At 72.9% G+C, this 21,626-nt stretch carries 21 protein-coding genes; 9 read left to right on the top strand and 12 right to left on the bottom strand.

The genetic code is table 11. The features are described 5' to 3' along the window. Positions 1–66: 66 nt before the first annotated feature. Genes ITJ64_RS16430 through ITJ64_RS16420 form a run of 3 tightly spaced genes read right to left on the bottom strand, consistent with a single transcriptional unit; the run spans position 67 to position 2,992 of the window. Positions 67–912, bottom strand: coding sequence for an ABC transporter permease (locus tag ITJ64_RS16430; protein WP_194681766.1), 846 nt, complete (start codon positions 910–912; stop codon positions 67–69). Then, entirely contained in the window at positions 912–1,685 is a 774-nt protein-coding gene (locus ITJ64_RS16425) for an ABC transporter ATP-binding protein (protein WP_194681765.1), read from the bottom strand. The genes ITJ64_RS16430 and ITJ64_RS16425 overlap by 1 nt, the downstream gene beginning before the upstream one ends. A gap of 8 nt (positions 1,686–1,693) precedes the next feature. Beyond that, positions 1,694–2,992 (bottom strand): amidohydrolase family protein, encoded by a 1,299-nt coding sequence (locus ITJ64_RS16420; RefSeq protein ID WP_194681764.1) that lies wholly within the window; start codon positions 2,990–2,992, stop codon positions 1,694–1,696. Positions 2,993–3,141: 149 nt separating this feature from the next. On the opposite strand from ITJ64_RS16420, the gene ITJ64_RS16415 reads away from it, so the two are divergent. Both ITJ64_RS16415 and ITJ64_RS16410 read left to right on the top strand, forming a co-directional pair. Further along, entirely contained in the window at positions 3,142–3,786 is a 645-nt protein-coding gene (locus ITJ64_RS16415; RefSeq protein ID WP_370545229.1) for a helix-turn-helix domain-containing protein, read from the top strand. Next, positions 3,783–4,760 (top strand): PDR/VanB family oxidoreductase, encoded by a 978-nt coding sequence (locus ITJ64_RS16410; protein ID WP_194681763.1) that lies wholly within the window; start codon positions 3,783–3,785, stop codon positions 4,758–4,760. The genes ITJ64_RS16415 and ITJ64_RS16410 overlap by 4 nt, the downstream gene beginning before the upstream one ends. Positions 4,761–4,847: 87 nt before the next feature. On the opposite strand, the gene ITJ64_RS16405 is transcribed toward ITJ64_RS16410, so the two are convergent. Continuing rightward, a complete protein-coding gene (locus ITJ64_RS16405; RefSeq protein ID WP_228508706.1) occupies positions 4,848–6,221 on the bottom strand; it encodes an amidohydrolase family protein in 1,374 nt (457 codons plus the stop codon). Positions 6,222–6,301: 80 nt separating this feature from the next. Between ITJ64_RS16405 and ITJ64_RS16400 the strand changes: the two genes are divergently transcribed. Together ITJ64_RS16400 and ITJ64_RS16395 are read left to right on the top strand one after the other, a co-directional pair. Next, positions 6,302–7,420, top strand: a complete 1,119-nt coding sequence (locus ITJ64_RS16400; protein WP_194681761.1) for an XdhC family protein — start codon at positions 6,302–6,304, stop codon at positions 7,418–7,420. Then, positions 7,417–8,790, top strand: coding sequence for an 8-oxoguanine deaminase (locus ITJ64_RS16395; protein ID WP_194681760.1), 1,374 nt, complete (start codon positions 7,417–7,419; stop codon positions 8,788–8,790). The genes ITJ64_RS16400 and ITJ64_RS16395 overlap by 4 nt, the downstream gene beginning before the upstream one ends. A 10-nt stretch (positions 8,791–8,800) precedes the next feature. Here the strand turns inward: ITJ64_RS16395 and ITJ64_RS16390 are convergent, their stop codons facing one another. Further along, positions 8,801–9,412 (bottom strand): LysE/ArgO family amino acid transporter, encoded by a 612-nt coding sequence (locus ITJ64_RS16390; protein WP_194681759.1) that lies wholly within the window; start codon positions 9,410–9,412, stop codon positions 8,801–8,803. Positions 9,413–9,483: 71 nt separating this feature from the next. Here ITJ64_RS16390 and ITJ64_RS16385 point away from each other — a divergent pair, with 71 nt between their 5' ends. Beyond that, complete coding sequence (locus tag ITJ64_RS16385) at positions 9,484–10,386, top strand: LysR family transcriptional regulator ArgP (RefSeq protein WP_194681758.1); 903 nt, start codon at positions 9,484–9,486, stop codon at positions 10,384–10,386. Positions 10,387–10,455: 69 nt separating this feature from the next. Here ITJ64_RS16385 and ITJ64_RS16380 read toward each other — a convergent pair whose 3' ends face one another. The 6 genes from ITJ64_RS16380 to glp form a co-directional block, all read right to left on the bottom strand. Further along, a complete protein-coding gene (locus ITJ64_RS16380) occupies positions 10,456–13,509 on the bottom strand; it encodes a molybdopterin cofactor-binding domain-containing protein (RefSeq protein ID WP_194681757.1) in 3,054 nt (1,017 codons plus the stop codon). Then, on the bottom strand, positions 13,506–14,462 hold the full coding sequence (locus ITJ64_RS16375) for an FAD binding domain-containing protein (protein WP_194681756.1): 957 nt from the start codon (positions 14,460–14,462) through the stop codon (positions 13,506–13,508). The genes ITJ64_RS16380 and ITJ64_RS16375 overlap by 4 nt, the downstream gene beginning before the upstream one ends. Positions 14,463–14,587: 125 nt before the next feature. Next, entirely contained in the window at positions 14,588–15,058 is a 471-nt protein-coding gene (locus tag ITJ64_RS16370) for a molybdenum cofactor biosynthesis protein MoaE (protein ID WP_194681755.1), read from the bottom strand. Then, on the bottom strand, positions 15,042–15,782 hold the full coding sequence (locus ITJ64_RS16365; RefSeq protein WP_194681754.1) for a molybdenum cofactor biosynthesis protein B: 741 nt from the start codon (positions 15,780–15,782) through the stop codon (positions 15,042–15,044). The genes ITJ64_RS16370 and ITJ64_RS16365 overlap by 17 nt, the downstream gene beginning before the upstream one ends. Beyond that, complete coding sequence (moaC, locus tag ITJ64_RS16360; protein WP_194681753.1) at positions 15,779–16,258, bottom strand: cyclic pyranopterin monophosphate synthase MoaC; 480 nt, start codon at positions 16,256–16,258, stop codon at positions 15,779–15,781. The genes ITJ64_RS16365 and moaC overlap by 4 nt, the downstream gene beginning before the upstream one ends. Then, positions 16,251–17,537 carry a gephyrin-like molybdotransferase Glp gene (gene glp, locus ITJ64_RS16355; protein ID WP_228508704.1) on the bottom strand — a complete coding sequence of 429 codons (1,287 nt, stop codon included), beginning with the start codon at positions 17,535–17,537 and terminating at the stop codon, positions 16,251–16,253. Before glp ends, moaC begins: the two co-directional genes overlap by 8 nt. 300 nt (positions 17,538–17,837) lie before the next feature. On the opposite strand from glp, the gene moaA reads away from it, so the two are divergent. Further along, on the top strand, positions 17,838–18,995 hold the full coding sequence (gene moaA, locus ITJ64_RS16350; RefSeq protein WP_194681751.1) for a GTP 3',8-cyclase MoaA: 1,158 nt from the start codon (positions 17,838–17,840) through the stop codon (positions 18,993–18,995). Between the two features lies 1 nt (position 18,996). Beyond that, on the top strand, positions 18,997–19,251 hold the full coding sequence (locus ITJ64_RS16345; RefSeq protein WP_370545228.1) for a MoaD/ThiS family protein: 255 nt from the start codon (positions 18,997–18,999) through the stop codon (positions 19,249–19,251). A gap of 129 nt (positions 19,252–19,380) precedes the next feature. Here the strand turns inward: ITJ64_RS16345 and moeB are convergent, their stop codons facing one another. Beyond that, positions 19,381–20,631 (bottom strand): molybdopterin-synthase adenylyltransferase MoeB, encoded by a 1,251-nt coding sequence (gene moeB / locus ITJ64_RS16340; RefSeq protein WP_194681750.1) that lies wholly within the window; start codon positions 20,629–20,631, stop codon positions 19,381–19,383. Positions 20,632–20,731: 100 nt separating this feature from the next. On the opposite strand from moeB, the gene ITJ64_RS16335 reads away from it, so the two are divergent. Beyond that, on the top strand, positions 20,732–21,226 hold the full coding sequence (locus tag ITJ64_RS16335) for a GNAT family N-acetyltransferase (RefSeq protein WP_194681749.1): 495 nt from the start codon (positions 20,732–20,734) through the stop codon (positions 21,224–21,226). A 10-nt stretch (positions 21,227–21,236) separates the two neighbouring features. After that, positions 21,237–21,617 carry a VOC family protein gene (locus ITJ64_RS16330; RefSeq protein WP_194681748.1) on the top strand — a complete coding sequence of 127 codons (381 nt, stop codon included), beginning with the start codon at positions 21,237–21,239 and terminating at the stop codon, positions 21,615–21,617. The last annotated feature ends 9 nt before the right edge of the window (positions 21,618–21,626 follow it).

The raw sequence follows: 21,626 nt of genomic DNA, 5'->3' as shown, positions 1-21,626 counted from the left end.
GAATGTGACGGTGCTTTGGTGCAGGGTGGGTCGTTCGGGTCGAAGGGGCGGGACGGGCATCCGGAGCTAGGCCGAGAAGTCGTACCAGCGGCCGACCGCGCGCTTGCCGATCCAGCCGAAGAGGGCGAAGATCGCCACTCCCAGCAGGGCCGCGACGAAGATCGTCGCGAACAGCTCGGCCGAGCGCAGGCGGGCGGTGTAGGTGCTGAGCAGCGAGCCGAGACCGGGCTCGCCGCGACGGAAGAAGAAGTCGCCGACGATGGCGCCGACCACCGCGAGCCCGGCCGAGATGCGCATGCCGGCGAAGATCGCGGGCAGGGCGGCCGGGAACTCGAGCTTGGTCAGCACGGTCCAGCGGTTGGCGCGCTGCAGCTGGAACAGCTCGCGCTGGCCCGGGTCGACCGACTGCAGGCCGAACAGGGTGTTGGAGACCATCGGGAACAGGGCGATCATCACGCAGACGATGATGCGGGCCGGGTATTCGAAGCCGAACCAGAAGCCGATCAGCGGCACGAGGGCGAGGATCGGGATGCACTGCAGCACCACGGCGTAGGGGTAGAGCGAGCGCTCCACCCACTTCGCCTGGCTCATCGCGATCGCCCAGACGATGCCGATCACCATCGCGATCGCGAGGCCGATCAGCGCGACGGCGGTCGTGCGGCCGAGCGCCACCATGATCTCGCTGAAGGTCGCCGGGTCGAAGAACGCGGCGACGACCTCGTGCGGCGGAGGCATCAGGAAGCGGCGCTTCTCGTCGAGCACCAGGAAGGTGATCGCGTACCAGACGCCGATCAGGGCGAGGAAGACCACGATCGGCGGCAGCCAGGTCATCGTCTTCGAGCGGGACTTCTTCACCGTGGCGGGCCGCATCAGCGTGCGGTTCTTCGGCGGGGCGGGAGGCGTCGTGGTCATCAGTGGTGGCCTTCTCGGAGGGCGTGGGAGACCTTGCCGCAGAGTTCGGCGAACTCGGCGGTGAACCGGATCTCGGGGTCGCGGGGGAAGGGGAACTCGACGGGGAAGGTGTCGACGATCTTGCCGGGGCGGCCCGACATGACGACGACCTTGGTCGAGAGGTACACGGCCTCCGAGACCGAGTGCGTGATGAACAGGCCGGCGAACTGCTGCTCGGTGAAGAGCTTGATCAGCTCGTCGTTCAGGCGCTCCCGGGTGATCTCGTCGAGCGCGCCGAACGGCTCGTCGAACAGGAACAGCTCGGGGTCGAGCGTGAGGCTGCGGGCGAGGCTCGTGCGCATCTTCATGCCGCCCGAGAGGGTGCGCGGCAGGTGCTTCTCGAATCCGGAGAGGCCGACGAGCTCGATCGCCTCCTTCGCGGTGGCCCGTCGCTTCGCCTTGGGGACGCCGTTCAGCTCGGCGAGCAGCTCGACGTTCGACTGCACGTCGCGCCAGGGCAGCAGGGTCGCATCCTGGAACACGTAGCCGATGCGGCTCGTGTCGACCTGGGTGACGCCCTCGGTCGCGGGGGTCAGCCCCGAGGCGATGCGCAGCAGGGTCGACTTGCCGCAGCCGGAGGGGCCGACGACGGTGACGAACTCACCGCGGTTGACGGTCAGGTCGACGCCGGACAGGGCGGTCGTGCCGTTCGGGAACGTCATGGCGACGTCCTCGAAGTGCAGCAGCTGACCGGTCGTGGTCGCGGGGACGACCTCGGGGGGTGCGATGGTCATGGCGCTTCTCACCTCGTTTCGTACTGGGGCTCGGGGAATGGTTCGGGGGATCGTTCCGCCAGGGTGATCACCGGCGCGATGCTGCGGCTGACCGAGCTCGCGGCGACCAGGCGGCCGGTATGGATGACGTAGCGGTCGGCCGAGGCGTTGGCGATCGCATCCGAGAGGTTGACGGCGCGCACCGCCAGCAGCTCGGCCTTGGCGCCCACCTCGACGCCGGCGCGCGGCAGCCGCATGACGTCGCGCGCCCCGGTGCTCACGGCGGTGTAGGCCTCGTCGAGGGTGAGGTGGCCGGCGGTGACCAGCAGGGAGGCGGTCTCGAGTGCATCGCTGCGGCCGACGGGGTTGAAGGGGTCGCGCACGTTGTCGGCGCCGGCGCCGAGCCGCACGCCGGCGTCGAGCAGGGCGCGCACGGCGGTGAGTCCGCGCGGGGTCGAGACCGGATGCTGCCAGCCCTGCAGGTAGAGGTTCGTGATCGGCAGGGTCACGATGCCGAGGTCGGCGGCCAGGATGCCCTCGATCAGCACGTCGAGCTCGACCGGCTCGAGGGTGCCGAGGCGCACGCAGTGCCCGGCGGTCGCGGGGCGGCTCACGGGCCAGTCGCGCACGACCTCGGTGAGCGTGCCCATCGTGATCGGTCCGCCGAGGCTCTCGTCGGTGTGCATGTCGACGCCGACACCGCGATCGGTCGCGATGGCGAGCAGGCGGCGGAGGTCGGTGTCGGGCTCGTCGGCCAGGTGCGGGGCGCCGCCGACGAGGTCGACGCCGAGGTCGAGCGCCTCGTGCACCTGGGCGTCGGTGGCGTTGGGGCCCGCGAGGGCGACCAGCTCGAGGTCGACGAGGCCGGCGAGCTCGTCGCGCACCTGCACGAGGGCGCGGACGCCGCGCATCGAGTCGCTCTCGTAGCCCCCGTCGTGCAGCAGGTCGACGTGGCAGCGGATCGTGGTGGTGCCGTTCTGCAGCATCGCGAGCGCCTGGCGGCGGGCCCGGTCGGCGATGGACGCCGTGGTCATGGTGGCGGCAAAGCGCTTCCACGACTCGATCGCGAGACCGAGGTCGCCCATCGGCGGGTCGATCAGGTCCCAGGAGAGGGCCTTGTCGAGGTGCGCGTGCGGCTCGGCGGGAGCGGGCAGCAGCAGGAAGCCGTCGAGGTCGAGCGTGCCGTCGGACGGGGCGCCGAACGTCGCGCCGCTGCCGGCGGGACGGACGGCCGAGACCGTGTCGCCGTCGAGCTCGACGTCGACGAGGCGGCCGTCGGGCAGCGTCGCGGAACGCAGCATCCGGAGGGTTCTGGGGAGCACGGACATAAGGCTCTCCTCCCGGCTCGAATGTTGATGGCTTCAACAGGGGCCACGCTACGGATGGCGCGTTTCCGGCAGGTAACGCAAGCATTTCCGAATGTTAATTGGGTTGACGCACGATTTCGCTGTCGCGCCGGTTCGTGGTTACTGTCTCTGTGACCACCCGCCCACCCCGCCGCATCGCCCGCCACTCGTCGAGAGGACCTGCCATCTCCACCGGAAGCGTCGCCCTCGACGAGCAGACCGAGCGCCTGGGTGCGCGCATCCGCTCGTTCCGGCAGGCCCGCGGCCTGACGCTGGTGGAGCTCGCGCGCCTCGCGGAGCTCTCGCACCCCTTCCTCTCGCAGCTCGAGCGCGGCCAGGCGCGACCGTCGATGGTGTCGCTCGAGCGCATCGCCCGGGCTCTCGGCTCGAGCCAGATCGAGCTGATCGCCGCCGCGACCGACGACCTCGTGCCGGGCGGCGCCACCCAGCGGGTCTCGCTGGTGCGCTCGATGGAGGGCCCGCAGGGTCCGTTCGGCGGCGGCGAGGCCCGCATCCTGGTGCACGGCGACGTGCCGTTCACGCCGATGGAGTTCCGCGGCTCGAACGTCTCGGTGGGGGAGTTCTACACCCACGAGGAGGACGAGTTCCTGCACGTCGTGAGCGGCCGCGTGCTCGTCGACCTCGCCGAGGAGGGCAGCTTCGAGCTCGGCCCGGGCGACTCCATCCACTACGCCGGGGGCACCCTGCACCGCTGGTGCTCGGCGGTCGCGGGCGAGTACCACCTGTTCATCGTGAAAGAGCGGAGGGCCGGATGAGCGCCCTGACCCTGCCCGAGATCGACGCCGTGGTGGCCTCCGCCCGGCCCGTCGCGACCGACGTCGTGCTGCTGACCCTGCGTGCCGCCGACGGATCGGAGCTGCCCCCGTGGCAGCCCGGCGCCCACCTCGACGTCGAGGTGCAGCCCGGCGTCGAACGGCAGTACTCGCTCTGCGGCGACCCCGCCGACCGTCACTCGTACCAGGTCGCCGTGCTGCGCGAGCCCGACGGCCGCGGCGGCTCCGAGCACCTGCACGCCCACATTCGCGAGGGCGATCGACTCCGTGTCCGGGGCCCGCTGAACCACTTCGGGCTGCACGCGGTGCCGCCCGGCGGCTCGTACGCCTTCGTCGCGGGCGGGATCGGCATCACCCCGCTGCTGCCGATGCTGCGGGCGGCCGACGCCGCGGGCATCCCGTTCACGCTCGCCTACGCGGGCCGGTCGCTCGAGCGGATGCCCTTCGTCGACGAGCTCGTCGCCGCCTACGGCGACCGGGTCTCGGTGTACACCTCCGAGCTCGGCCACCGCTTCGCGCTGTCGACCCTCAGCGGCGGGACCCCGACGGCCCCGGTCGCCGTCTACTGCTGCGGTCCGGCCCGGATGCTCACCGAGCTCGAACAGGTCGCCCTCGACGCCGGCTGGCCGCCCGACGCGCTGCACCTCGAGCGCTTCGAGGCCCGCGAGGTCACGGAGCCCGTGCGCCAGGAGTCGTTCGAGGTCGAGCTGGAGCTCTCGGGGATGACCCTCGAAGTTCCGCCCGACCGCTCGATCCTCGACGTCGTGGAGGAGGCGGGCGTGCTCGTGCTCTCCTCGTGCCGCGAGGGCACCTGCGGCACCTGCGAGACCCCGGTCGTCTCGGGCGAGGTGGATCACCGCGACTCGGTGCTCACCCCGGCCGAGCAGGAGGACAACGAGGTCATGATGATCTGCGTCTCGCGCGCCGCCTGCCCCCGGCTGGTGCTCGAGCTGTGAGGTCGTTCGGTTCGCGTGTAGTGGGCGCGGTCACTAGTTAGAAATATGTGTAGACGACCTAGGGATGCCCGGTCAGAGCGGTTTTCATCACCGCAGTCGCGCCGCCAGCAGCTCGGCCACGTCGGCCGCCAGCTCGCTCTCGTCGTGGCCTACCAGCTCGTAGTCTCGCACGACGACGCGGCCCGCCACCACCACGTGCTTCGGGCGGCGGCCGGGATTCGTCCAGAGCAGGCCCGCGACCGGGTCGGCGACGCCCGCGTCGGCGACGCCCGAGACGTCCCAGACGCAGAGGTCCGCGGCGGCGCCGGGGCGGAGGTGCCCGAGCTCGGGGCGCCCGAGGCCGGTCGCCGAGCCCTCGGTCGCCATGCCGAGCACCGTGCGCGCGTCGAGCGGAGGGCCGATGAGGGCGGCGACCTGCAGCGCGAGCCGCGCATCCGCCAGCAGATGGCCCGCGTCGTTGCTGCCGCCGCCGCTCGTGCCGAGGCCCACGGTGATTCCGGCGTCGCGGAGGGCGGCGACCGGCGCGATGCCCCAGCCCATCGGCAGGTCGCAGCCGGGCGCGTGGGTCGCGGTGACGCCGCGTTCGGCGAGCAGCGCGATCTCGTCGTCGGTGACGGCGCAGAGGTGGGCGACGGTGACGTCGTCGGCGAGCCAGCCCCACTCCTCGAGCAGGGCGATCGGGCGGCGGCCGTACTTCTCGAGCGCGATGGCGACGTCGACCTGCTCGTTCGCCTGGGTGCGGCGGCGGAGGCCGTGGGCTGCCGCGACCTCGCCGAGCAGGCGGAAGGTGGCCTCGGAGTCGCTGTGCACGCCGGCCGGGCCGACGGCGAGCTGGAGGAGGCCGTCCGGGCTGAGGCCGCCGGCGTTCGCCGGCAGCAGGGACCTCGCGATGGCGTCGGCCGAGGCCGCGGCCTGCTCGGGGTCGTCGCGGGCCGATCCGCGCACGAAGGCGAGCCGGGCACCGAGGCCCCGGGCCGCGTCGGCGGTGCTGCGGGCGATCGCGACGGTGTCGTCGACGCTCGCGCCGGCCGGCCAGTTCAGGTGGTGGTCGGCGATGGTGGTGACGCCGCTGAGCAGGCCCTCGGCGACCCCGGCGCGCGCGGCGACGCCGGCACTCTCGGGGTCTATGCCGACCGCGGCATACGCGGCGGCCATGGTGGGCAGCCAGACGTGCATGGGCACCCCGCGGGTGCCGGGGAGGGTGCGGAACGCGGTCTGCAGGAGGTGGTGGTGGGCGTTCACGAGGCCGGGGGTGATGACGCAGCCGGTGGCGTCGAGGTGCTCGGCGCTCGACTCGGGGCGGTTCGCTTCGAACGCGCTCGTCTCGGCGTTCGGCTCGGCGCTCGTCTCGGCGCGGCTCGTCGGCACCGTCTCGCCCACCACGAAGCGGCGGGCCTCGTCGCCCTCGAACTCGGTCGCGGCGTCGACCAGGATGCGCGTGGCGTCGGTGATGATCAGCATGCGCATTGTCTAACAGAGTCATGTGTCAGGCTGATGACGGGGCGCGCACCCCGTGCCGCGGCTTCGGAGGAGGTGGCCTGATGCTGGAATTGGCCTCCGCCCTGCTCGACGCCCTGGCCGCGGGCCGACACCTCGCCGTCGCGACCGTGATCGAGGTCGACGGCAGCGCCCCGCGCGCGCTCGGCACCTCGATGGCGGTCGACGACCTCGGGCGCGTGATCGGCAGCATCTCGGGCGGCTGCGTCGAGGGCGCGGTCTACGACGCCTGCACCGCGGCGCTCGCGTCGGGCGCCACCGAGATCTGCACCTTCGGCTTCACCGACGACGACGCCTTCGCCGTCGGGCTCTCCTGCGGCGGGCGGCTCACGGTCGTCGTGCGTCCGCTCGGAGCGGGCGACGGTGACGCACCTCTCCTCGACGAGCTGCGGCTCGCGCGCGACGGCCGGGCTGCGGGCCTCGCGCTGGTGCTGTCGCCCGCGGGGCCCGTCGAGGTGCTGACCGCGTCGGGTGCGGCTCCGGATGCGCGGCGGCAGCGCATCCGCTCGGAGCTCGTCGCGGCGGTGCACCGCGGCCGCTCCGCTCGCCGCACCGTCGACTGCGACGGTGAGCTCGAGCAGACGGTGCTGCTCGTCAGCGCGCCCCCGGCCCGGATGATCGTCTTCGGCGCCGTCGACTTCTCGATCGCCCTCTCGAACGCCGCCGCCCTGCTCGGCTACCGCGTCACCGTCTGCGACGCCCGCCCGGTGTTCGCGACGGCCGAGCGCTTCCCGGCGGCCGAGGTCGTGAACCGCTGGCCCACCGACTACCTCGCGGAGACCGCGGTCGACGAGCGCACGGTGCTGTGCATCCTGACCCACGACGACAAGTTCGACGTGCCGCTGATCGAGGCCGCGCTCGGGCTCGACGTGGCCTACGTGGGCGCCATGGGCTCACGGGCGACGCACGAGCGACGGCTCGGGGCGCTGCGCTCGCACGGCGTGGGCGAGGAGTCGCTGGCGCGGCTGCACTCGCCGATCGGGCTCGACCTGGGGGCGTCGTCGCCCGAGGAGACCGCGGTGTCGATCCTCGCGGAGGTGATCGCGGCGCGCAGCCGTGCCTCCGGGGTGCCGCTGCGGGAGACGTCGGGGGCCATCCATTCCGCTTCCGCCGCGGTGTCTGCTGCCTCGTCCTCGTCCGACCAGATCCGGAGTCTTCTGTGACCGAACCCGCCCGCACCATCATCGAGAACGCCTACGTCGCCACCGTCGACGCCGCCGGCACCGAGCACGTCTCGGGTCACGTGGTGATCGAGGGCACCGACATCGTGGCGGTGGGGGCGGGGGCGGCGCCGGCCTCGTGGTCGGCGGGAGCATCCGTCACCCGCATCGACGCGAGGGGCCACCTGCTGACGCCCGGGCTCGTGAACACGCACCACCACCTGTACCAGTGGCTGACGCGGGGCATCGCGCAGGACGCCATCCTGTTCGACTGGCTGACCGCACTGTACCCGACCTGGGCGCGCATCACCGCCGACACCGTGGGGCCCGGTGCGCTCGGCGGGCTCGCCGTCGGGGCGCTCTCGGGCTGCACCACGATGGCCGACCACCACTACGTCTTCCCGCGGGGCGGCGGCGACATCCTCGGCTCGATCGTCGACGCGGCGAGCACGATCGGGGTGCGCCTGCACGGCACCCGCGGCTCGATGGACCTCGGGGCCTCGCAGGGCGGGCTGCCCCCCGACTTCGCCGTCGAGACCACCGCGGCCGCGCTGCAGGCGAGTGCGGATGCGGTGGCCGACTTCCACGACCCGTCGCGCTCGTCGATGGTGCGGATCGCGATCGCCCCCTGCTCGCCGTTCTCGGTGACGAGCGACCTGCTGCGCGAGGCCGCGGTGCTCGCGCGGAGCCTGCCCGGCTCGGTGCGGCTGCACACCCACGGCAGCGAGACCGTGGAGGAGGACGCGTTCTGCCTGGCGCGCTTCGGGCGGACGCCCACGCAGTACCTCGAGGATCTCGGCTGGCTGGGCGACGACGTCTGGATGGCGCATTGCGTGCACCTCGACGAACCGGCCATCGCGCGCTTCGCGGCCACTGGCACGGGAGTCGCGCACTGCCCTTCGTCGAACGCGCGGCTCGCGGCGGGGATCGCCCCGATCCCGCAGCTGCTCGCGGCCGGGGTGCCCGTGGGGCTGGGCGTCGACGGGTCGGCGTCGAACGAGTCGGGGGAGCTCGGCACCGAGATCCGGATGTCGGTGCTCGTGAACCGCCTGCGGGGCGGGGCGACCGCGATGACCGGGCGGGACGGGCTGCGGATCGCGACGATGGGCGGCGCGCGGGTGCTCGGGCGCGACGCCGAGATCGGGTCGATCGAGGTGGGGAAGCTCGCGGATCTGGCGCTGTGGAAGGTCGACGGGGTGGCTCACGCGGGGATCGTGGACCCGGTCGCGGGGCTGACGCTCGGGTCGCAGCCGCCGCTCGCGCTGCTCGTCGTGAACGGGCGGGAGGTCGTGCGGGACGGGGCGCTGGTGCGGGTGTCGTCGGCGTCGGTGGCGCGGGGGGTGTCGCGGGCGGTTTCGGCGCTGCTGGGGTAGGGCTGGGCCGTCAGAGGCCGAGGAGGAGCGACGCCGCGATCGCGAGCATCACGAGGGCGATGATGCCGTCGAGCACCCGCCAGGCGCCTGGCCGGGCGAAGATCGGCTGCAGCAGTCGCGCGCCGAAGCCGAGCGCCGTGAACCAGATGACGCTGCCCGCCATCGCGCCCAGCCCGAACAGCCAGCGGGCGTCGCCGTGCGAGTTCGCGACGGAGCCGAGCAGCACCACGGTGTCGAGGTACACGTGCGGGTTCAGCCAGGTCAGGGCCAGGGCGGTGGTGATCGTGGCGGCGAGCCCCGCGGACGACCGCGGGCCGTCCTCTCCGAGCGCGGCCGGCCGCAGCGCCCGGCGCGCCGCGAGGAACCCGTAGACGATCAGGAAGGCCGCCCCCGCGATCCGGGCGATGACCATGAGCACCGGGAGTCGCTCGAACACGAGGCCCAGGCCGCTGATGCCGAGCGCGATCAGCACGGCGTCGGACAGCGCGCACACCGCGACCACCGCGAGAATGTGCTTCCGCAGCAGCCCCTGGCGCAGCACGAAGGCGTTCTGGGCGCCGATGGCGACGATGAGCGAGAGGCCGAAGCCGAGGCCGGCGAGCACGGGGAGGAGGTCGGTCACGCTTCGACGATAGAGCGGGCCTCTCGTGATGGTCCAGCTAATGTTCCTGCGGCTGCATTAGCATCGCTTATGTGGACTTCGACACGGCTCAGCTGCAGGCCCTGCGGGCCGCCGTCGACGAGGGGTCGTTCGACGCCGCCGCCCGGGTGCTGTCGGTGACCCCGTCCGCCGTCAGCCAGCGGATCAAGGCGCTCGAGAGCCAGACCGGACGAGTGCTGCTGCGCCGCACCCGCCCGGTCACCCCCACCGAGTCGGGTCGGGCGGTGCTCCGGCTGGCCCGCCAGCTCGAAGCGCTCACGGCCGACGTCGCCGACGAACTGGACGGGGAGGACGTCTCCCGTTCCCCGGCGCCGGTGCGCCTCCCGCTCGCGGTGAACGCCGACTCCCTGTCGACCTGGCTGCTGCCCGCGCTCGCCCCGCTGGCCGACTCGATCGTCTTCGAGCTGGTGCGGGAGGACGAGTCGCACACGGCCGAGCTGCTCCGCGACGGAGCGGTGATGGCCGCGGTCAGCGCGACGGCGACACCGGTGCAGGGATGCTCGTCCGAGCTCCTCGGCGCCATGCGCTACCAGCCGCTCGCGACGCCCGCCTTCGTGTCCCGCTGGCTCGGCGACCCGCCCCGCGCATTCGCCGAGGCGCCGGTCGTGGTCTTCGACCGCCGGGACGAGCTGCAGCACCGTTTCCTGCGCACCCTGCCCGGCGGGGCGGCCTTCGACCCGCCGCGCCACTACGTGCCGGGCTCTGCGGACTTCGTCGAGGCGGTGCGGCTCGGCCTCGGCTGGGGAATGATCCCCGAGCTGCAGCGCCCGCCGGCGGGACTCGTCGAGCTCGCGCCCGGGGCGTACATCGACGTGCCGCTGTACTGGCAGCAGTGGCAGCTGCGCACCCGAGCGCTTGAGCAGGCGGCCGCCGCCGTCCGCGCCGCGGCCGCCCGCGCGCTCCGCCCGGCCGTCCCGCAGCCCGCGCGCCCCTGACGCCCGTTCCGGCGCCCGCGCCCGCGCCGGCGCCCCGGAGAGCGGTGGGGCGCGCGGGCTGCGGGACGGCTAGCCGACCAGCTCGCGGGCGGCCGCCGTGGCGAGGCGCCAGACGCGGTCACGCGAGAGCGGCAACTCGTGCGGGCGCACGCCGAGCGCGTCGCGCACGGCGTTGGCGAGCGCGGGGGCGACCGGGTTGTACGGCGCCTCGCTCATCGACTTGGCGCCGAACGGCCCGACCGAGTCGTCGGTCTCGGCGAAGTAGACCTCCGTCACCGGCACGTCCGCCAGCTGCGGCAGGTGGTATGCCCGGAAGACCTGCGTCGTCACGAACCCCTCCTTCATGATCATCTCCTCGTACAGGGCCGAGCCGATCGCCTGAGCGACGCCGCCCTCGATCTGCCCCCGCAGCTGAGCCGGGTTCAGCACGAACCCGGCATCGGCCGCGTGCACCGACTGCAGGATGCGCACCTCGCCCGTCAGCTCGTTCACCGCCACCCGGAACCCATGCACGTTGAACGCGATCGACCGCTTCGCCCCGTCCTCCTGCCCGGTGGCCGTGAGGCTGCCGCCGGCCCGCTCGGCGATCTCGGTCAGCGGCACGAACGTCTCGCCGATCCGCACCCCGTCGGCCTCCAGGTGGCCCTCGCTCCACGCTCCGGCGATCTCGGAGGCGGTGCGCAGCACGGCCGCCTTCAGCGAGGTGGCCGCCGAGTGCAGGGCCTTGCCTGCCACGACGGTTCCGGCCGAACCGAACGCGCCGGTGTCGAAGCCGACGCCGTCGGTGTCGGACTGGCGGATGCGGATGCGATCGACCGACGTGCCGAGCACGCTCGACGCGATCTGCGTGTGGACGGTGGTGGTGCCGTTGCCGAACTCCGCCGTGCCGACCGCGGCGAGGTACGTCCCGTCGGCCTCGAGCGTCATCGAGACGGTCGAGAAGTGCCCGCGGGGCGGCATGGTCGCGATCATCGCCGAGGCCATGCCCGTGCCGAGCCGCCACGCCGAGCCGGCCGGCACCTCAGTCGCGTTGCCGCGGCGGAGCGCCTGCTCGGTGAGGTCGAGGCACTGGTCGAGACCGTAGCTGCCGAACACGAGGTCGTCGCCCTCGACGTGCGAGGCCACGAGCTGCTGCCCGGGCCGCACGACGTTGCGCCGGCGCAGCTCGAACGGATCCAGGCCCAGCTCGTGGGCGAGCTCATCCATCGCCGACTCGATCGCGAACGACACCTGCCCGAGCCCGTAGCCGCGGAAGGCTCCGGAGGGGATGTTGTTCGTGTAGACGACCTCCGCATCCACCTTCTTGTTCGGCGCGTTGTAGAGGCTGACCGTCTCGCCGACGCTGTGGAACATGACCCCGGGGCCGTGGTTGCCGTAGGCGCCGGTGTCGCTCAGCACGTCGACCGCGATGGCGGTGAGCGCACCGTCGGCATCGGCTGCGAGCTCGACCGACACCCGCATCGGGTGTCGGCAGGGCGCGATCGTGAACTCGTCGTTGCGCGTGAACTCGAACTGCACCGGCAGTCCGGTCTTCAGCACGGCGGCCGACACGACGTCCTCGGTGAGGATCTCCTGCTTGCCGCCGAACCCGCCGCCGACGCGCGCGGTGAACACGCGCACCTGCTCCTGCTCCAGCCCGAAGATGTAGGCGAGCTCGTCGCGCACGAGGAAGGGCACCTGCGAGCTGGTGCGCACCACGAGCCGGCCGTCCTCGTCGATCCAGCCGACCGAGCCGTGGGTCTCGAGCGCCGCGTGCGAGACGCGATGGGTCTGCCAGGTGCCGGTGACATGGGCGGATGCTCCGGCCACCGCCTCGGCGACCGACCCGATCTCGGTGTGCACCGACGCGATGACGTTGCGCCCCGGCTCGGCCACGCGTGCCACCACGGGGTCGAGGTCGCCGTGCAGGAGCGGTGCCCCCGGCTGCCGGGCCTGCTCGGGGTCGAAGACGGCGGGGAGCACCTCGTACTCCACCTCGATCAGCCGGCACGCGGCCTCGGCGATCGCGATGCTGTCGGCGACGACCGCGGCGACGCGCTGCCCGCGGTAGCGCACGACCGTGTCGAAGAGCGTGGTGTCGTCGGGGTCGTCGGTGCGGTACTGGTGCCGGGCGGTCGAGTAGAGGCGCTCGTGGGAGTCGGCGGCGGTCAGCACCGCGTGCACCCCGGGGAGCGCCTCGGCGGCGCTGGTGTCCATCGACAGGATGCGCGCGTGGGCGTGCGGCGACTGCAGCAGCTTGAGGTGCGTGACGCCGGGCACGGCGACGTCGAGCGTGTAGGGCTCCCGCCCCGTCACGATCCGCCGCCCGGCGGGCGCGCCCACCGACGTCCCCACCGTGCGCGGCGTGGCCACGCTCGCCGGCGGCTCGATCGCCTCCGACACCGTCGCGGCAGAGAGCGCCCCCTCGGACACCGTCGTCGCCGACAGCGTCCCCTCGGACACCGCCGTCGCCGACAGCGTCCCTTCCGACACCTCCGTCGCCGACAGCGTCCCCTCAGCCTGCGCCGTACCCGGCCCCGTGGTCGTCGTCTCGCTCTCGGTGCCGGTGGCGCCCTCAGCGCCCGCACCGGCGGGAATCGCGCTCGCACCGATGGACTCGGCGGCGGCCGCGCGGGCGTGGCGGCCCGACTTCGTGGTGATCAGCCGCCCCTCCACGGGTGCGGGCGTCGCCCCGTCGGCGAGACCGGCGCCGGCGCAGACGCCCGCGCGGATCGACTCCTCCACCGCCCGGTACCCCGTGCAGCGGCAGAGGTTGCCCTTCATCAGGCGCGGCAGGTCGTCGAGCTGCTCCGGCTTCAGCGTGGTGGCCGTGACCACCATGCCCGCCGTGCAGTACCCGCACTGGAACCCGGCGTGGTCGACGAAGCTCTGCTGCATCGTGCTCAGGTCGTCGGGCTCGCCGAGGCCCGCCACGGTCGTGACGACGCGATCCTCGACCCGGTAGGCCGGGTAGACGCAGGAGTGCACCGGGGTGCCGTCGACGATCACCGAGCAGGCGCCGCAGTCGCCCGAGTCGCAGCCCTTCTTCACCTCGAAGTGCCCCTGGTCGCGGATGAAGGTGCGCAGGCACTGCCCCGCGATCGGCTCGGCCTCGTGCTGCTCGCCGTTCATGATGAATCTCATCGCGCGTCCCCGCTCGTCGTCTCGTCGCTCGTGCTCGTCTCGCCGTCGGCCGTCGCAGCGCCGCCGACCGCTCCAGCGGGCACCTCCGCCGTCGTCGCGCTCGCCGGCCGCACCGTCGTGTAGTCGCTCGGCGGGGCCTCGCCCGGAGGCAGGCTCAGCTCTTCGCGGATCTCCTCCGCCAGCAGCATCGACACCCCGCGCCGCCAGTCCGCCGCCCCGTGCGGGTCGGTGAACCACGACTCGATCGCGCCGACCGCCGCCGCGAGCTCCTCGCGCGCGGGCACCGACGGGAAGCGCACCTGCTCGGGATGCAGCGTCGCCCCCGACACCGTCAGCACGAACGAGCCATCGAGGTCGAGCCGCCCCACGATCACGGCCCCCGACCGCCCGATCGGCGACAGCGCGATCTTGCGATAGGCGGTGCGCCCCTCGAGAGCGTGCCGCGGCACGAGCAGGGAGCGCAGCACATCGCCGGGACGGAGGGCGTTCCGCCCGTTGCCCGTGACGAAGTCGGCCACGGGCATCCGCTCGTCTGAGCCGTCGGCACGCCAGATGAGTGCTTCGGCGTCGAGCGAGGAGAACAGCGAGGTCATCGGCCCCGCGGGCAGCGACGCGCAGATGTTGCCGCCCACGGTCGCGACGTTCCACACCTTGAACGAGCCGAGCAGCGCCGTGCAGCACTGGAAGAACACCGGATGCGCGCCCCACCCCCACGCGTCGGGCAGCTCGGCGAGCTCCACCAGCCGACACGTCGCGGCCACCTCGAGGCCGTCGTCGGTGACGGAGAGCGAGGGCCAGTCGAGGGTCATCAGGTCGACGAGGGCGGTCAGTTCGTCTTGCCGCTCGGAGAAGAGCCAGGAGCCGCCCGCGAGCGGCGCGACCTCGGTGCCGAGGAGGGCGAGATCGTCGCGCGAGCGTGCCGGGGTGATGGTGGCGACGGTGTTGAGGTCCACGTGGTGCTCCGTTCGAAGTTGCTGCAGGACCCAGTGAACCTCAGCAATGTGTCTGAGATGTAAAACGGCCCGTTTTGGGGGTGACTCGAACGAATGGCTCTGCCTGTGCAGGAGGGGAGCGGCGGTCAGCCGAGTGACGCCACCCACTCCGTCGTGCCGTCGTCGAAGGCCTGTTCCTTCCAGATGGGCACCGTCTTCTTCACGTCGTCGACCAGCTCCGCGCAGGCGGCGAAGGCGTCGCCCCGGTGCGCCGAGGCGACCGCGCAGGCGAGCGCGAGGTCGCCCACGACGAGGTCGCCGGTGCGGTGCACGATCGCCACCCGCGTCTCGGGGTGGGCCGCCGCGATGCGCCGCGCGGACGCCCGGATCGCCTCGGCCGCCGACGGATGGGCGGTGTAGCTCAGAGCGGTGACTCCGCGGCCCTCGTCGTGGTCGCGGACGACCCCGGCGAAGGTCACGACCGCTCCCGAGGTCGCGTCCTCGACGGCGGCGGAGCACTCGTCGACGGTGATCGTCTTCTCCGCGATCCTGGCGATGACGACGCGGTTGTCCACAGATCCGTCCGAGGAGGCGGCCGGGTCAGTCGACGCGGGCATGATCGCCTCCATGGATCTGATCGATGAGATGGACGAGCACACCGTCGAGCACGCCGAGGCCGTCGCGCACACCGCCGCTCGACCCGGGCAGGTTGACGATCACGGTGTGACCGGCGACTCCCGCCAGCCCGCGCGAGAGAACGGCTTTCGGCGTGTGCGGGGCGCCGACCCGCCTGATCTCCTCGGCGATGCCCGGCACCTCGAAGTCGATCACGGCGCGGGTCTGCTCGGGGGTGCGGTCGGTGGGGGAGGCGCCGGTGCCGCCCGTCGTGACGACGAGGTCGACGCCGGCGCCCACGGCCCGGCGAAGCGCCGCGCCGACGGGTTCGCCGTCGGGCACGACGTCGACGGAGGCGGTCCAGCCGCGGTCCTGCAGCCAGCGCTCGATCACGGGGCCGGTGGTGTCCTCGTAGACGCCGGCGGCCGCGCGGTTCGAGGCGACGACGACGCGGGCGCTGCGGTGCGCGGCGTCGCCCTCGTGCCCGTCGCCGTGCGCCGGGGCGGGCGCCTCGCCGTGCGCCGGGGCGGGCGCCTCGGCGGCTGCGTCGTCGTGGTCTCGTCCGCTTGCAGGCGCGGGTGCGTGCTCGTGCCCGCCTGCGGGGACGTGGTCGTGGTCGTGCCCGGCTGCGTGGTCGTGCTCGTGCCCACCTGCGTGGTCGTGGTCGTCGCCATCTGCGGGTGCGTGGTCGTGGTCGTGGTCGTGCGGATGCTCGTGGTGCGTCATTGCCGGCTCCAATCGCCGCTCGCGCCGCCGGATTTCGACAGCACCTCGATGTCCGTCACCCGCGCGGCGCGGTCGACAGCCTTGATCATGTCGTACACGGTCAGCGCCGCGACCGAGGCGGCGGTGAGCGCCTCCATCTCGACGCCGGTGACCCCGGTGGTCTTCACCGAGGTGGTGATCCGCACGCTCGACTCGGCGATCTCGAAGTCGACCGTCACGCCCGAGATCGGCAGCGGGTGGCACAGCGGGATGAGCGAGGAGGTCTGCTTCGCCGCCATGATCCCGGCGACCCGCGCGACCGCGAGCGGCTCGCCCTTGGGGAGGGAGCCGTCCGCGAGCATCCTGATCACGTCGGGCTGCGTGTGGAGCACGGCCTGCGCGCTCGCGATGCGTTTGGTGATCGCCTTGTCCGACACGTCGACCATGTGGGCCGAGCCGTCGGCGGTGACGTGGGTGAGCTCGGAGCCGTCAGCCATCGATCCTCCAGTAGTCGAGTTCGTCGCCGGAGGTCACCGACGACACCCCCACGGGCACGTGCACGAGCGCGGTCGACCCGGCGTAGGAGTGCAGCAGATGGCTCGACGGGCCGCCGACGAGTTCGAGCGTGCCGTCCTCGCGCACGAGTCCGCGTCGCAACTGGTGGTGATTGGGCGGCGAGTCGAACGTCTCGGTCACCGCACCGCGCCGCAGCTCGCGCGAGGTCGTGCGCGCGCCGGAGGCGGCCAGCAGGGCCGGCCGCAGGAACGCCTCGAACGACACCAGGGCGCTCACCGGGTTGCCCGGCAGGCTGATCACGGGTCGGTCGACGGATGCCCGCCCCTGCGTTCCCGGAAGGGACGCGATCCCGAACCCCTGCGGCCCGCCCGGCTGCATCGCGACCTTCATGAACTCGACGCCCAGCGGACCGAGGGCGTCCCGCACGACCTCGCGGGCGCCAGCGCTCACCCCGCCCACGGTCACGATCACATCGACGGCCGCCGCTTCGCGCTCCAGGAGCTCGAGGAGGTGGGCGGCGTCGTCGGAACGGCACGGTGCCGGCGTCACGGCGCAGCCGATCGCGAGGAGGGCGGCCGTGAGGGCGGACGAGTTGGCGTCGAAGATCTGGCCGGGCTCGAGCGCCGTGCCGGGCTCGCGGATCTCGTGCCCCGTCGACACGAGGAGCACCCGCACGCGCCGCCGCACGGGCACCGAGGTGGCGCCGGTGCCGGCGATGACGCCGAAGTGCGCCGGGCCGAGCACGGTTCCGGCGGTCAGCAGCACGTCGCCCTCGCCCACGTCGCTGCCCGCCGCGCGTACGAACAGACCGGCCGGCACCGCCGCGCTGAACGCGACCGCCCGGGTGACGCCGTCGTCGTCGAAGAACGCCGGCGGGTCGGCCCGCTCGATCTGCACGACCGCGTCGGCGCCCTCGGGCACGGGTGCCCCGGTCATGATCGGCGTGGCCGTTCCGCGAGCATGGGTGCCGAAGGTGTCGCCCGCGGCGATCCGTGGAGCGACGGTCAGGGCGACCGGGACGTCGGTGCTCGCCGCGGCGAGGTCGCTCGACAGCACGGCGTACCCGTCCATCTGCGAGTTGTCGAACGCGGGGAGGCTGGAGGCGGCGATGACGTCCTCGGCGAGGACCCGGTGCGCGTACCGCTCGGGGTGGGCGGCCATCTCGGGCGCGCTGACGCTCAGCTGCTCCGCCTCGCCGGTGGCGGCGACGCCGTCCAGCAGGGCGGTGATGTCCCGCCGATGCTCCTCGATGGTTCGCATACGCCCAGTGTGCCCCATGGTGCCGCCACCCCGTCGCGACCCGACCGCGCAGCCGGAAGCGCCCGGTGCCCCCGCGAGGATGCCCGTGGTCGATGTCACCCACCGCTGTGGCCGTTCGTGCCGAATACCGAGCATGCTCCGTCCGCCCCGCACGATCCCCGTTCCCGACTCATCCCCGGTCTCCGCCCGCACGGCGGCACGTCCGGGGTCGATCGGGGTGGGAACCCGGGCGGGAGGCGCGGGTCGGGTGGTACCGGGAGGGACCGCCGGGCGGGCATCCGGAGCGCTTAGGGTGGAGGCATGAGCGTCGGTCTGGGCATCCCGGTGGTGAAGCCGGCGTCCGGTGCGGGCGCGGCGCTCGCCGATTCGTCTGCGCGCGGGCTGGCCGAGGCGCCGCCCAAGCCGCGCGGCGCCGTGATGCTGCCGAGCGACCGGCCCGACGAGGCCGGGCTGATCGACCGCTTCGGCCGCAGCGGCACCGACCTGCGCATCTCGCTCACCGACCGCTGCAACCTGCGCTGCACCTACTGCATGCCCGCCGAGGGCCTGCCGTTCCTGGCGCCGCCGTCGCTGATGTCGATCGACGAGATCACCCGCTTCGCCCGCATCGCCGTGACCGAGTTCGGGGTGCGCCAGGTGCGCTTCACCGGGGGAGAGCCGCTGCTGCGGAAGGATCTCGTCGAGATCATCCGCGCCGTGGCCGCCCTCGAGCCGCGCCCCGAGATCTCGATGACGACCAATGCGATCGGGCTCTCGAGCCGGGCCGAGGCGCTCGCCGAAGCCGGACTCGACCGCATCAACGTGTCGCTCGACTCGATCGAGCCCGAGACCTTCGCGAAGATCACGCGCAGGCCCTTCCTCAGCCGGGTGCTCGCGGGCATCGACGCCGTGGGGGCCGCCGGGCTCGTCTCGACCAAGATCAACGCCGTGCTGATGCCGGGCATCAACGACGACCAGGCCGTCGAGCTGCTCGAATGGGCGCTCGCCGGCGGCCACCAGCTGCGCTTCATCGAGCAGATGCCGCTGGATGCCGACCACGTCTGGAACCGCGACTCGATGATCACGGCCGACGGCATCCGCGAGCGGTTGAGCGTGCGCTACCTGCTGAGCCCCGACGAGGCGCCGCGCGACGGCGCCCCGGCCGAGCTGTTCCAGGTGCGCGAGCGCAGCGCCGGCGCCGACGGCCCGATGCTCGGACTCGTCGGCATCATCGCCTCGGTCAGCGAGCCGTTCTGCTCCGACTGCCGGCGCACGCGGCTCACCGCCGAGGGCGCCGTGCGCAGCTGCCTGTTCTCGCACACCGAGACCGACCTGCTCGGCCCCCTCCGAGACGGGGCCGACGACCGCGAGCTCGCCGACCTGTGGCGTGGTGCCATGTGGGCGAAGCCGTCGGGGCACAACATGAACTCGGCCGGGTTCGAGCAGCCCGACCGCCCGATGAGCGCGATCGGAGGCTGACGTGAGCATCCAGGTGAGGTACTTCGCCGCGGCCAAGGCCGCCGTCGGCAAGGCGGAGGAGCGCATCGATCCCACGCCCGCGTCGATCGGCGAGCTTGTCGACGCCCTCGCGGCCACGGCTCCGGATGCCCGGGCCGCCGCGGCGGTCTTCGACCGCTGCTCCTACCTGCACAACGGGCGCGCCACGACCGACCGCCGCACGGCGCTCACCGACGGCGACACCCTCGACGTCCTCCCGCCCTTCGCCGGCGGCTGACCCCTCGGCGACGCACCCCCGCGCTTGCGCAGCGCGGCGCCCTCACCTCAGACGGGCTGACGCACACTCAGGCGACGCGGGTACGCCAAGGTGCGCAACGCGCTCAGGCGCCGCGAGACGCCCCCGCGCTCAGTACCGCGGTGCCGACGGGTCGACCTCGCGCGACCACGCGTCGATGCCGCCCTGCACGAACGTCACGTCCTCCCACCCGTTCGCCCGCAGCAGCGCCGCGGCCTGCTGCGACCGGGCGTCGTGGTGGCAGTGCAGGATGACCTTCTCCTGCGGCGGCAGGATCTCCCGCGCCTGATCGCTCAGGATCTGCCCGAGCGGCACCAGCTCCGAGCCCTCGATGGCGACGAGCTGGTTCTCGTACATCTCGCGCACGTCCACGAGCACGAAGTCGGCCTCGCCGCGCGTGCGCGCCTCGAGCAGCGACTTGAGCTCGGGAGCGGTGATCGACGGGGTGGGGGTGGACTCTGACGTCACGGTGGACTGCCTTTCGAAGAGGGCGGTGGCGGGGCCCGAGGATGCGGTGCCCTGCTTGGTGAAGCTGTACGGCTCGCCGATGTTGGCGGCTCCGCGGGTGCGCCGGGCGCCCGGGGTGTCGCGGTTCGCCGCCTTGCCGAAGGGCACCTCGCGCCAGGACGCGTCGAGGGCGTCGTGCACGAGCAGCCGGCCGAGCAGGGGCTCGCCGTAGCCGCCGAGGAGCTTCAGCGTCTCGGTCGCCATCACGGCGCCGATCGCCGCGCAGACCGGGCCGAGCACGCCGGCGACCGAGCAGGTCTCGCCGGCGTCGGCGTCGGGCTGCTCGGGGTAGAGGTCGTCGAGCGTGCGGTCCAGGCCCTCGCCGGCGGTCGCCCAGAACACGGTCACCTGCCCGTCGAAGCGCAGCACCGACCCCCAGACGAGCGGCTTGCCGACGAGCGCGCAGGCGGCGTCGACCACGTACTGCACCTCGAAGTTGTCGGTGCCGTCGACCACGATGTCGTACTCCGAGACCAGCTCGAGCACGGTCGCGGGCGTGACCTCGGCGTCGTGCTCGATCACCTCGATCAGCGGGTTCTGGGCGCGCACCGCGGCGGCGGCGGAGGCGACCTTGCGTTCGCCGACCCGCGCATCCGGGTGGATCGTCTGGCGCTGCAGGTTCGACACCTCCACCGTGTCGTGGTCGGCGATGCCGATCGTGCCGACGCCGGCCGCGGCGAGGTACTGCAGCACGGGCGACCCGAGGCCGCCGGCGCCGAGCACGAGCACCCGCGCATCCTTCAGCCGGCGCTGGCCGTCGACGCCGACGTGCGGCAGCGAGATCTGCCGCGAGTACCGCAGCAGCTCCGCGCGGGTGAGCTCGGGGCCGGGTGAGACGAGGGCGGGCAGCGGCATGCCCCCAGCCTACGGTCGATTCCGGATGCCCGGCCGGCGCCCGGCTTAGCCGACCCAGCCCTGCTGCTCGCCGTCGGTGGCCCGTGTGAGAATCGGTGCCGTGATCACGCTGCGCACCACGACCACCGACGACCCGGCCTTCCGGGAGCTCGAGCAGGAGCAGGTGGCCGACGTCATGCGCCGCTACTCCAGCGACGACCCCGGCCCCTCGGTGCACGGCGGTCTGCCCGCGCTGGTGGCCGAGCAGTCGCAGGGCGACGGAGGCGTCCGCATCCCGGTCGGCTGCATCGCCTTGAGTCCGCTGGGTGAAGAGCACAGCACAGAGGCCGAGATCAAACGGGTCTACGTGCGCGAGAGCGCCCGGGGCCAGAAGGTGGCGCGCCGGCTGCTGGCCGCGATGGAGGAGATCGCGCGGGCGGGCGGAACGCGCATCCTGAAGCTCGAGGTCGGCCAGATGCAGCCCGAGGCGGTGGCTCTTTACACGAGCGAAGGCTGGCAGCGCACCGACTGCTACGGCTACTGGAAGGACGAGCCTCTCGTGATCTGCATGACGAAGCGGCTCGACGCCTTCCCCGCCGCGCTCGCCGAGGCGTAATCTGACCGCCATGGCACTCCGCTTCGAACAGATCGTGGTCGACTCCGAGAACCCTAAGGCCCTCGCCGACTGGTGGCGCGAGGCGCTCGGCTGGCAGCTCACCTACCAGAGCGAGGAGGGCGAGGAGGCCGAGTACGAGATCGCCCCCGACGCCGACACACACCCGAGCCTGCTGTTCCTCGCCGTGCCCGAGAAGAAGACGGTGAAGAACCGCCTGCACCTCGACTTCGTGCCCGAGGGCCCCGAGGGTGGCCCGGACGCCCAGGCGACCGAGGTCGCCCGCCTCGAGGCCCTCGGCGCCACCCGCGTCGACGTCGGCCAGACCGACGTCAGCTGGGTCGTGCTGGCCGATCCCGAGGGCAACGAGTTCTGCGTGCTCCGCGCGAGGTGAGGCCGACGG

Origin of the sequence: Herbiconiux sp. VKM Ac-1786 (assembly GCF_015350805.1) — a bacterium.
Taxonomy (GTDB): Bacteria; Actinomycetota; Actinomycetes; order Actinomycetales; family Microbacteriaceae; genus Herbiconiux.
The sequence above is the reverse complement of the archived record's forward strand: the minus strand, read 5'-3'. Positions and strand labels throughout refer to the sequence as shown.

Excerpts from the sequence above, each read along its gene's own strand:
- ITJ64_RS16430 (WP_194681766.1), bottom strand. The coding sequence starts at position 912 with ATGACCACGACGCCTCCCGCCCCGCCGAAGAACCGCACGCTGATGCGG.
- ITJ64_RS16425 (WP_194681765.1), bottom strand. The coding sequence starts at position 1,685 with ATGACCATCGCACCCCCCGAGGTCGTCCCCGCGACCACGACCGGTCAG.
- ITJ64_RS16420 (WP_194681764.1), bottom strand. The coding sequence starts at position 2,992 with ATGTCCGTGCTCCCCAGAACCCTCCGGATGCTGCGTTCCGCGACGCTG.
- ITJ64_RS16410 (WP_194681763.1), top strand. The coding sequence starts at position 3,783 with ATGAGCGCCCTGACCCTGCCCGAGATCGACGCCGTGGTGGCCTCCGCC.
- ITJ64_RS16405 (WP_228508706.1), bottom strand. The coding sequence starts at position 6,221 with ATGCTGATCATCACCGACGCCACGCGCATCCTGGTCGACGCCGCGACC.
- ITJ64_RS16400 (WP_194681761.1), top strand. The coding sequence starts at position 6,302 with ATGCTGGAATTGGCCTCCGCCCTGCTCGACGCCCTGGCCGCGGGCCGA.
- ITJ64_RS16380 (WP_194681757.1), bottom strand. The coding sequence starts at position 13,509 with ATGAGATTCATCATGAACGGCGAGCAGCACGAGGCCGAGCCGATCGCG.
- ITJ64_RS16370 (WP_194681755.1), bottom strand. The coding sequence starts at position 15,058 with ATGCCCGCGTCGACTGACCCGGCCGCCTCCTCGGACGGATCTGTGGAC.
- ITJ64_RS16365 (WP_194681754.1), bottom strand. The coding sequence starts at position 15,782 with ATGACGCACCACGAGCATCCGCACGACCACGACCACGACCACGCACCC.
- moaC (WP_194681753.1), bottom strand. The coding sequence starts at position 16,258 with ATGGCTGACGGCTCCGAGCTCACCCACGTCACCGCCGACGGCTCGGCC.
- glp (WP_228508704.1), bottom strand. The coding sequence starts at position 17,537 with ATGCGAACCATCGAGGAGCATCGGCGGGACATCACCGCCCTGCTGGAC.
- moaA (WP_194681751.1), top strand. The coding sequence starts at position 17,838 with ATGAGCGTCGGTCTGGGCATCCCGGTGGTGAAGCCGGCGTCCGGTGCG.
- moeB (WP_194681750.1), bottom strand. The coding sequence starts at position 20,631 with ATGCCGCTGCCCGCCCTCGTCTCACCCGGCCCCGAGCTCACCCGCGCG.
- ITJ64_RS16330 (WP_194681748.1), top strand. The coding sequence starts at position 21,237 with ATGGCACTCCGCTTCGAACAGATCGTGGTCGACTCCGAGAACCCTAAG.